The sequence below is a fragment of the Verrucomicrobiota bacterium genome (assembly GCA_016871495.1).
In the GTDB taxonomy this organism is placed as follows: Bacteria; Verrucomicrobiota; Verrucomicrobiia; order Limisphaerales; family VHDF01; genus VHDF01.
The window spans coordinates 20328-28271 of record VHDF01000064.1; the positions used below are offsets into that span (position 1 = coordinate 20328).

Annotated in this window: 9 protein-coding genes; 3 read left to right on the forward strand and 6 right to left on the reverse strand. The window is 59.9% G+C overall.

All coding sequences use genetic code 11. The annotated features are described in order from the left end of the window. Nucleotides 1-18 precede the first annotated feature (18 nt). Nucleotides 19-372 (forward strand): DUF2200 domain-containing protein, encoded by a 354-nt coding sequence (locus FJ404_13700; GenBank protein MBM3823915.1) that lies wholly within the window; start codon nucleotides 19-21, stop codon nucleotides 370-372. 194 nt (nucleotides 373-566) lie between these two features. Here FJ404_13700 and FJ404_13705 read toward each other — a convergent pair whose 3' ends face one another. The 5 genes from FJ404_13705 to FJ404_13725 form a co-directional block, all read right to left on the reverse strand. Then, nucleotides 567-1742: a pyridoxal phosphate-dependent aminotransferase gene (locus FJ404_13705; GenBank protein MBM3823916.1), complete on the reverse strand. Its 1176-nt coding sequence runs from the start codon at nucleotides 1740-1742 to the stop codon at nucleotides 567-569. 85 nt (nucleotides 1743-1827) lie between these two features. Continuing rightward, a complete protein-coding gene (locus FJ404_13710; protein ID MBM3823917.1) occupies nucleotides 1828-2691 on the reverse strand; it encodes a PDZ domain-containing protein in 864 nt (287 codons plus the stop codon). Between the two features lie 42 nt (nucleotides 2692-2733). Continuing rightward, nucleotides 2734-3234 (reverse strand): thioredoxin family protein, encoded by a 501-nt coding sequence (locus tag FJ404_13715; protein ID MBM3823918.1) that lies wholly within the window; start codon nucleotides 3232-3234, stop codon nucleotides 2734-2736. Between the two features lie 261 nt (nucleotides 3235-3495). Further along, nucleotides 3496-3975 (reverse strand): PaaI family thioesterase, encoded by a 480-nt coding sequence (locus tag FJ404_13720; protein MBM3823919.1) that lies wholly within the window; start codon nucleotides 3973-3975, stop codon nucleotides 3496-3498. 117 nt (nucleotides 3976-4092) lie between these two features. Beyond that, nucleotides 4093-4938, reverse strand: a complete 846-nt coding sequence (locus FJ404_13725) for a hypothetical protein (protein ID MBM3823920.1) — start codon at nucleotides 4936-4938, stop codon at nucleotides 4093-4095. Between FJ404_13725 and FJ404_13730 the strand changes: the two genes are divergently transcribed. Next, nucleotides 4871-5794 (forward strand): bifunctional riboflavin kinase/FAD synthetase, encoded by a 924-nt coding sequence (locus FJ404_13730; protein MBM3823921.1) that lies wholly within the window; start codon nucleotides 4871-4873, stop codon nucleotides 5792-5794. The two genes, FJ404_13725 and FJ404_13730, sit on opposite strands and share 68 nt — an antisense overlap. A gap of 370 nt (nucleotides 5795-6164) precedes the next feature. On the opposite strand, the gene FJ404_13735 is transcribed toward FJ404_13730, so the two are convergent. Continuing rightward, nucleotides 6165-7085, reverse strand: coding sequence for a restriction endonuclease (locus tag FJ404_13735; protein MBM3823922.1), 921 nt, complete (start codon nucleotides 7083-7085; stop codon nucleotides 6165-6167). Nucleotides 7086-7187: 102 nt separating this feature from the next. Between FJ404_13735 and FJ404_13740 the strand changes: the two genes are divergently transcribed. Beyond that, complete coding sequence (locus tag FJ404_13740) at nucleotides 7188-7535, forward strand: hypothetical protein (GenBank protein MBM3823923.1); 348 nt, start codon at nucleotides 7188-7190, stop codon at nucleotides 7533-7535. The last annotated feature ends 409 nt before the right edge of the window (nucleotides 7536-7944 follow it).

Consider the following 7944-nt stretch of genomic DNA (forward strand, 5'->3'; position numbering starts at 1 on the left):
GCCTCGGCCTTGATTCCAATGACTGCTCAACATCGAATTTATACGACGAGTTTCGCCAGCGTTTATCCCCTTTATGTCGCGAAAGCGGAGAAGAAGGGGCGCGCCAGGTCGGAAGTGGACGCCATCATTCGCTGGTTGACCGGCTACACCCAGCGTCAGTTCGAGGGGCAATTGAAGAAGGGCAAGGACTTCGAAACGTTCTTCCAGGAAGCTCCGAAGCTGAATCCGTCGCGATCGTTGATCAAAGGCGTGGTTTGCGGCGTCCGAGTCGAGGACGTTCAGGAGCCGACCATGCGGGAAATTCGTTACCTCGATAAATTGATCGATGAGTTGGCGAAGGGGAAGCCGATGGAGAAGATCCTGAGGGTCTAGCCCGCCTATTTCATGCACGGGACGCCCGGTGAGGACACCGGGCCTACAAATACAGAGGCAGGCGCAATTGTAGGCCGCGTGCCCTCACGCGGCACACTGTCGCGGATTCAAGCTCAGTATGAAATATCCGGGTCTAGCCCGCCTTGATCATCCTATTGGCATCCAACCCAATGGAGAAGGGATGAGACGGTTCCTTACCGGGCGATGCGTCGCGCGAAAGCCTCCAGGCGGTCCAAGCCCTTCTCGATGTTTTTCATCGATGTGGCGTAACTGATGCGAAGGTAGTCGTCCGCCCCGAAAGCGATGCCTGGAACGGCGGCGACCTTTTCCTCCTCGAGCAAACGGGCGCAAAAGTCGGTGGAGCGGAGTCCAAGCTGTGAGATGTTGGGGAAGAGGTAGAAGGCGCCTTTGGAATTGACGCAGCGAATGCCGGGGATGCGGTTGAGTCTTTCGCAGGCGTAAGTGCGGCGTTTCGCGTATTCCTGCAGCCACGAATGGAGGTGGTCCTGGGGGCCTTCCAGAGCCGCCAGGGCGCCCTTCTGGGCGAAGGAGGTCGGGTTGCTCGTGCTATGGCTTTGGATGGCGTCGATGGCTTTGGCGATGGGCTCGGGAGCGGCGAGAAATCCGAGACGCCAGCCCGTCATCGAGTAGGCCTTGGCGAATCCATGCACAATGATGGTGTGGGCCTGGTGAACGGGGGAGAAACCGGCGACGCTATGATGCTCGGCGCCGTCATAAACGAGTTTCTCGTAGATTTCGTCGCTCATGATGAGCACCCCTTTTTCAATGCAGACGTCGCCCAGCGCCTGCAGCTCGTCCCGGGTGTAGAGTGAGCCGGTGGGGTTGCTCGGTGAATTGAGAATGAACAGGCGCGTGCGCGGGGTGATGGCGGCGCGAAGTTGGTCTGGTGTCACCTTGAATTCCGTCACGTCGGAAGTCGGCAGAATGACCGGAGCGGCCGCCGCCAGCTTCACCATTTCGGGATAGCTCAGCCAGTAAGGCGAAGGAATGATGACTTCATCTCCCTCCTGGCAGGTGGCCAGGATGACGTTATAGCAGGAATGCTTTCCGCCCGAGGAGACGATGATTTGGTTCGCCTTGAAATCGAGGCCGTTCTCGCGCTTGAACTTGGCGGCGATGGCTTGGCGCAATTCGGGAATGCCACTGCTGGGGGTGTATTTGGTGAAGCCCTCGGCCAAAGCCTTGACGGCGGCGTCCTTGATATGTTGCGGGGTGTCAAAATCGGGTTCGCCGGCCCCGAAGCCGACCACGTCGAGTCCCTCGGCCTTCATTTGCTTCGCCTTGGAGTCGATTGCGAGTGTTAACGAGGGCGCGAGCGAGGCGGCGCGATGGGATATGCGATAGTTCATAGCCGTGGGGCGCAGAGCATGGGGAGCGGGCTTCAGCCCTGCAAGAGCTGAATTCGGGATATCGAACGCGCCGGAAAAGGGCGGTTTACTGCATGGGCCAGGCCAATTCGAGCGTCTGGCTGTCGCGCAAAACCTTGGCGCGGATCAAGTCGCCTCTCTTCTTGGTCCGGAGCAGTTCGCCGAGCACCTGGCCCTCGGATTTGCGGGCGGAGGCGCCCTCGACTTCCACCAGAATGTCTTCCTTGCGGAAGCCTGCTTTTTTCGCGGCGGCATGTTGACCGTATTCACCTGCGTGCTTGACGAGCAATGCCATGCGGTCCGGCGCGAGACCTCGAGTGCGGCGGGCGGCATCGTCCAAGTCTTCCAGGAAAAGTCCGCCGGAGGCGATGCCGCGCAATTGCCAGGTTCCCACCCGGCGGCCGATATCCGAATGCCGGCGCCATCCGTTGGGCAATTGCAGGTCGGTTTGCTTTCGTTGTCCCTCGCGCGTGTATTCCACCGTCAAGGGTCCGCTCTCGGCCATGCGATGCAGCACCCAGCTCAGGTCCGCGGAGGAAGCGAGGAGTTGACCGGCTGCCGTGAGAAGGGTGTCGCCAGGTTGGAGTCCAGCCCGGGCGGCCCAGGACCCGGGAGTTACCGAGGCCAGGGTGGCTGCGCGATCGGGGGTTAAACTGAGCCCGAGGGTTTCAGGCTGCGGCCATGGATAAATCCATTCGTCCGGAATGGCTTCGCCTTTTTTGTGGTAGGTGTCCCGCACCGCGTCGTTGATCTGATGGCAATGAACGCAGCTGGGCACGACTTTTCCATTCCAATCCAATTGCAGACCGTATTTGCCGCTCAACCCGGGGATTGCGAGAGTGGACTTGTAAGGAAAAGTGCCGCTCTGTTTTCCGGCCAGGCTCGCTTTGTTTTCGGGATACTGGCGATGAGCCTCCAGGATGGATTCCAAGGTGGCTTTGAACCCGGAGACGGTCTTATCGTGTTCATCCTTCTAATGAACCCAGGATCCGTAACGCCCATAGACGGTGCCGTCCCCGTTGAAGAACACCGCGGAGAAGGAGAGGTCGAAATCGACTTGGAAGAGGGAAAGGTCGAGATCGTTGGCGTTGATCACCCGGACGCAGACAAATTGATCGAGGAGGGGAGAGAGCCCCGGGTCGTTGAGGACGCTGGCGTCGATGCCCGCGCAAGCGAGGCAGGGGACGCAGCGAAGCACCACCAGAGCCGGTTTTCCGAGCTGTTTGGCTTCCGCGAGTCCCTGGCGGTAATGGTTGTAGATCCAGCGCTTGTCATTCTCCATGGCAGCGCGGTCTCGGCGCACCGCGCCTTCACGGTCCTTGACGGATTCGGCCGGGCTGGAAATCGGGAAGAGCGGTGATGAGGCGACCAGAAACGCGAGAAAAAAAGCGCGAGGCGAAGAACCGGGGTTCATGACCAGAGGGCATGCTTCTGGGCGCGGAGAATAGCAAGCTTGCGGTGGCGCGCCGTGCATGCACAGGTTGTCGGTGATGCGCGCGACAGCGCCGGGGCGCGGCGTTCACGCCGCTTCAAGACGTGTCTTCAAAGGGGCATGGAAGGTTCAACGGGCAAGGGTGCTGCCAGGGCGAAGGCATTCACCCAGGGCGGGCCATGGAACGGGAGGAGATCGCCGCGGCCGATGGGCGCGAGCGGAAGCGCCGTGAACGGCGCGCCCCGATAACTTGCGGATGCACCGGTGGCGCGGTTCGGAAGCGCTGGGCTCGTCTGCATCGGCTCAGGCCGAATCCGTCAGCGGCTGAACGCGGGCGTCAAACGCTTCGACAAAGTCCTCCAACATTTTGGCCTGTGCTGCGGGCGTGATCGGCATGTATTTCCCGGTCGAAGTGGCCAGGATCGTGCCCGCTTCATTCCGAATGTCACCCTGGGCCAGGAAGAGGCGTCCGCGTTTATCTTCGGTCAGCTCTCCCCGCGCTTGCAGCGCGACTTGAGGAGGAACGGGCTGGAGATAGCGAACCGACATTTCGGCGCAATACGCGAGGCGTCGCGTGCGCACCCCGCATGCCCACACCATGACTTCGTCCAAGATGGTGGCGAGGATGCCGCCGTGAACCACGTTTTGGAATCCGCAGTGGCTCGGCTGCAATTGAAATCGAGTCACGACCTGGACACCGTCGGTTTCAAAGTCCAGGCGAAGGCCGGAGGGATTGTGCAGTCCGCACACGAAACAGCCGCGGGTATGGGGAAGTCGAATCATAAACTTCAGGGGTGTCGGGGAGGCGGGAAGGCGAGCATGGATTTTCGCGGGCCTCCGGCAAGTTGAATGGGAGAGAAAATGCAGTTTCTTTGGACGAGCCGTCGAGTTGGGTTGATCTCAGGGGTTGGACACCCAGTGGACCAGCAACCGGGCCAGAGCGGAGGGGTCGGGTACTTCATGGTTGTGCCCGTCAGGTAGAACCCAGCCGAAACCCTGGCCCCAGGCGGGACCGTTAACCACACAGGCATCGGTGAGGGCGGACTTCATTTGGTGCGAGGCCTTGGCGAGGACTTCCTCGCGCGTGCCGTCCACTTCGAATTTCCAGCCCACCAGACGGGCGAGGGGAAACCAGCCCCGAAGCCGGGGCAAAATTTTGGGGGCGGGTTGCAGGGTGAGGACCAGGTTCCCCTGGCGGGTGGGAATCTTGCCGGCATTCACCCGAATGCCGTCCTGGTCTTCGACCTGAGCGACCGAGTAATCGCAGAGGGCGGCAGCGTGGAAGACCGCGACATCGCGGCGTGGGGTGGATTCCGCCGCCAAGGCTTGGGCCAGCGATTCATTCGTATCGAATCGGATCAGGCGCACGGCTTCGAGGGGGTCGGGTGCGACGGCGAGCTGGCCTTTCAGGCAGGTGACTTCGTGGCCTGCGAGGGCGAAGGCGTTCGCCAAAGTCACACCCAAACGGCCTGTGGAAAAATTCGTGATGCGCCGCACCCGGTCAATGGGCTCGAAGCTGGGCCCGCACGTGACCAATATCTTCATGAGCGGATGACGTTTCGGGTCCAATGGGGGAGGAGGGTTGGAATGATTGTGTCGGGCAAAAATTGACACTGCAACCGGCAAGCAGGCAAGTTTTCCGGCTTCGGCAGGCGAACCCGGTGTTCGCCGCGATGGCATGCGAGTTTTTGGACAACCTTCGGAATTGGATGCGGGTGGGCGCGAGGTGTGCGCGGCCATCGGCATGTTCGACGGGGTTCATCGTGGCCATCAAGCGGTGTTGCAAGCCGCGAGGGATTTGGCCCGGTCCGGTGACGGACTGGCGGTGGTGGTCACCTTCGACCCACACCCGCGGCGAGTTCTGACACCGGAGCAAAGTCCGGCGCTCCTGCAATCGATTCCCCAAAAGCTCTCGGTCCTGGAGTCGTTGGGGATGGATGCCGTTTGGCTGATTTCGTTCGACTTGGCCTTCAGCCGCATTGAGGGATTGGATTTCCTCAACATCATGAAATCGGGATTTGGGAGGTTGAGGGCGGTTTTTTTAGGTTCGGATTTTCATTTTGGACACAAGCGTTCGGGCAATGCCACCGTGCTGGAGCGTTGGGGGGCCAGGGAAGGGGTTGAGGCATGCGCAGTGGCCTCCGTGTCCTGCGCAGGAGGGACGGTGAGCAGCACGCGGGTGAGGGAAGCCGTCTCGGGGGGGCAATTGGACGGGGCGGCGGCGATGCTGGGGCGTCCGTTCGAACTTGCGGGTTGGGTGCGCCGGGGGGATCAGGTCGGGCGCAAGCTCGGTTTCCCGACGGCCAATCTGGAGATTGAGGGAAGGGTGCATCCACCGCGGGGAGTTTACGCGGCCCGCTGCCGGCATGAAGGACGATGGCTCGGCGCGGCGGTGAACATCGGGTTGCGGCCCACGCTGACCGTGCCGACGCCGCACTTGCAGATTGAGGCTCACCTTCTGGACTGGGAAGGGGACTGCTATGAGAAGGAACTTCGGTTGGAATTCCTGAAAAGAATTCGGGACGAACAACGATTTGAAAGCACTGAGGAACTCCGGCGGCAAATCGCGTCGGACATCGAAGCCGTCCGGCGCTTGGTGTAATTTCGCAATGGCTGACAGAACGACGGGTTCCTTGCGAAAACGGCTGGCCGATGAGGAGCAACTTTACGATTAGGTGCTTCATGTCTGTTTGTCCCTCCAACTGACAAACCAGCCGCCCAGGCCAATCAGACCGACTGCGCAGCCCACGACCTGGACGAACAGCTTCGTATCGCTGTGCTGAATGTGAGAGCTACCAACGATGAGAATGGCGGCAGCAAGAACGACGATTGAGGCGCTGATGGCTTTCATACTGATTTCGCAGAACGTAAAGCTGACCGATGACGAGGAGCGCGCCAAGGGCGTGTGCCTTGGAACATGCGGCTGACCGCGCTCCTCGTCATTCGGTCCAGCGACTTGTTCGCCAATCCTCTCATGCGATCTCGAAGTAGTCAGAATCGAGCTTCTTCACCTCGTAGGTAGAAACGGACGTAACGCCAACACCGAAATCAATCATGAGGCGAGCCATGGTCTGCCCGTCGATCAGGATGATCTTCTTGTCGATCCGGGAAACGTAATCCTCGGCGTCACGGGAGAAATCCGACGTGGTGATAAAGATGCCCTTCTTGGCCCGCTGACCGTCCAAAGCACCAGCAAACTTCTGAATCTCGGGCCGTCCGATTGTCGCGTCCCACCGCTTCGCCTGGATGTAAATGATGTCCAAGCCAAGCCGATCCTCCTTAATGATCCCGTCGATGCCTTCGTCTCCACGCCGACCGATAGCCTGTCCTGCATCCTTTCGCGACCCGCCGTACCCCATCTTAACGATCAGATCGACCACGACCTCCTCAAACAGTGCTGGCTCTGATACTTTGATGGTCGAAAGGATCTCCGCCGCTAATTCTGATCTCAATCTGTCGTACGCGGACTCAAGTGCCTCGTGCGGCGTCTTGCCTACATCACCGGGAGCCACGCTAGACCCGTCAGTAGGCAATTCCTCCTTTTCGTGCCGAAGAGACTTGAACTCGAAGAACTCGGGAAAACGCTCCAAGAAATCGACGTCAATCGCGCCAGGCTTCTCGGCTATGACGGAGCAACCACGCTCCGTAATGGCGAGATAGCCGCGACGTGGCGATGCAAGTAGCCCCGCCTTCTTCATGTACGTCCGCGCCCAGCTAACCCGATTCTGAAATACCGTCTGCTGACCACTCCGCAAATACTCGTTCTTCTCCGCGTCTGTGAGCCGGAACTCACCCGCGAGCGCTGCTACCGCCTCCTTGAGCGGATGCTCTTTACCGTCCGCCGCAAAGCGCAGGAGTGGCAACATGCAAGCCTGATAGTCTGGTATGGGCATATGGCTTATGGCGAACAGTTCTGTGAGCCGCTAAAAGGCGGTACTATTGGAGATTGGAGGGGGGGCAGATGTCGGACTCTTCTTGCCCCTTGAATGATTGATATGCAAGCATTTGCACATGCTTTTGCCAAGGAAAAAGCAGAAAACAGACACCGCTCGTTCACAGTTTCACCCAGTGGAGCCCTCTTCCTTCCGAATCCCAATCTCCGGCTGCGTGAGCAACTGCGCGAAGTCATGCGATTTCATCAATACGCGCTGCGTATTGAAGATACCTACTGGTTCCGGATTCGCCGGTTCATCTTATTCCATAACAAGCAGCATCCCAAGAAAATGGGGCCTGCCGAGGCGCATTTGTTCCTCACTCATCTGGCCGCCCGCGAAAACGTTGCCGCTTCCACCCAGAACGCGTGCTGGCCGTGCTCACGGAGGAACTTGACCTGCCGGGGTTGAGCCATGCGAGTTGCAGGCTCCGAAGAGGCTCACCAATCCGAGCGCAACCCCGTTGGGGTTGGGATCGGTGGGAGGCCTTGTTCCCCGGGGTAGCCCAGCCTTCGCGGGCCAACCCCGGGCTGGAGGACAGAACGCAGTTGGCGTTCCCGCCTGGCCCCGAACTTCGCAGCTCAGTGACGAGTCGTCCAGCACGCCCGCCACAAAGAATCGAAACCGAGAGCTCTGCCCCCAGCGAACCTCTCGGCCCAACCACGTCGTTAAGCTGTCCACGATGAGGCGCCGTGAACGGCGCGGTCCGGATATGGCGGTCTCACACCTGGGGGAATTGCGCGGCAACCCGAGATCTCTGTCCCAGGGAACTTCTCCCCTCGACGTTTTCTTTGCGTCCTTCGCGTCCTTTGCGTGAGGA